This window comes from Streptomyces mayonensis, from assembly GCF_018982965.1.
GTDB classification, from domain to species: Bacteria; Actinomycetota; Actinomycetes; order Streptomycetales; family Streptomycetaceae; genus Streptomyces; species Streptomyces mayonensis.
The window spans coordinates 1-1,492 of the sequence record NZ_JACBYP010000262.1 but is presented as its reverse complement, the minus strand read 5'-3'; the positions used below and the strand labels follow the sequence as shown (position 1 = coordinate 1,492).

1 protein-coding gene is annotated in these 1,492 nt (G+C 71.6%); it reads left to right on the top strand.

Going from position 1 to position 1,492, the window contains the following annotated elements; all coding sequences use genetic code 11:
• Positions 1-19: 19 nt before the first annotated feature.
• Positions 20-1,492, top strand: a 1,473-nt coding sequence (locus HZS56_RS37745) for a polyketide synthase dehydratase domain-containing protein (RefSeq protein ID WP_216725316.1), incomplete at its 3' end; no start/stop codon positions are given.

Below are 1,492 nucleotides of genomic sequence, written 5' to 3'. Positions count from 1 at the left end.
CGAGTACTGGGTGGGTCAGTTGCGTGGCACCGTCCGCTTCCACGACGCCGTCCAGACCCTGAAGGACGAAGGCGTGGCCGACTTCGTGGAGATCGGCCCCGACGCCGTCCTCTGCTCCATGATCGAGTCCGGGGCGGAAGAGGGCCAGAGCGTGGCGACTCCGGCGCTGCGCCGCAAGCAGGACGAACCCACCACCCTCGCCCTGCTCCTGGGCCGGCTCCAGACCCGCGGCGTCCGTATCGACTGGCGGAAGGTCCTGCCCGCCGCCCGGCGCGTCCCCCTGCCCACCTACCCCTTCCAGCGGCAGCGCCACTGGCTGGACGAGACCGTCTCTCCCGGGGACCCGGCCGCACTGGGCCTGGAGAACCTCGATCACCCGATGCTCGGTGCCGCGCTCGCACTGGCCAACACCGACGAGATCGTCCTCACCGGGCACCTCTCCGCGCGCACCCACCCGTGGATCGGCGACCACACCATCTTCGACACGGTCCTCGTACCCGGCACGGGCCTGCTCGAGCTCGCCGTCCGCGCCGCCGACGAGGTCGGCTGCGACCGGGTCGAGGAACTGCGCCTCGTCGCGCCGATGGTGCTGCCCGAGCAGGGCGGGATCCAGGTGTCCGTCCGGGTGGGCGCACCCGACGACACCGGCCGGCGCGAGATCGGCATCTTCTCCCGTCCGGCCGACGCGGACGGCGACGTGGGCCGCGCCTGGACCCTGCACGGCGAGGGAACCCTCGCGACGAAGGAAGCCGGCGCCGACGCCGGCCTGACCGGCGCCTTCACCGTCTGGCCGCCCGAAGGCACCAAGGAGGTGCCGCTCGACGGAGCCTACGAGCGGCTGATCGACCAGGGTTACGCCTATGGCCCCGCCTTCCAGGGAATGCGCCGCGCGTGGCTCGGCGACGGTGAGGTGTACGCCGAGATCCTGCTGCCGGACAGCTGCCGCGCGGACGGGTCCCGGTACGTGGTGCACCCCGCCCTGCTCGACGCGGCGCTGCACGCGCTGCTGCCCGGCATCGCGACGCAGGACGATCAGACGCAGCTCCCGTTCGCCTGGGGCGGTGCCCATGTGTACGGCGCCGCTTCGCCCATGCTGCGTGTCCGGCTCTCCTTGCCCGTCCCCGGCGCCGCCGTGTCCGAGGTCTCGCTGACGGCGGTCGACGAGACCGGTGCGCTGGTCGCCGCCGTCGAGTCGCTGGCTCTGCGCCCGGTCTCGAAGGAGGCCCTGGCGGCGGCGGGCGGAACGCGCGACGACAACCAGTTCCTCGTGAGGTGGGAGTCGGTTGAGTTGGGTGTGGTGGGGGGTGGGGTGTCTGAGGAGTTGGTGTTTGTGTCTGGTGGTGTGTCTGGTGGTGTGCCGGGTGTGGTGGGGACGTGTGTTCTTGAGGTGTCGGGTTCTGGTGTGGGTGGTTCTGGTGTGGGTGGTTCGGGTGTGGGTGTGGCTGGTGGGGTGCGTGGTGTGGTGGGTGGGGTGTTGGAGTGGGTGCGTGGG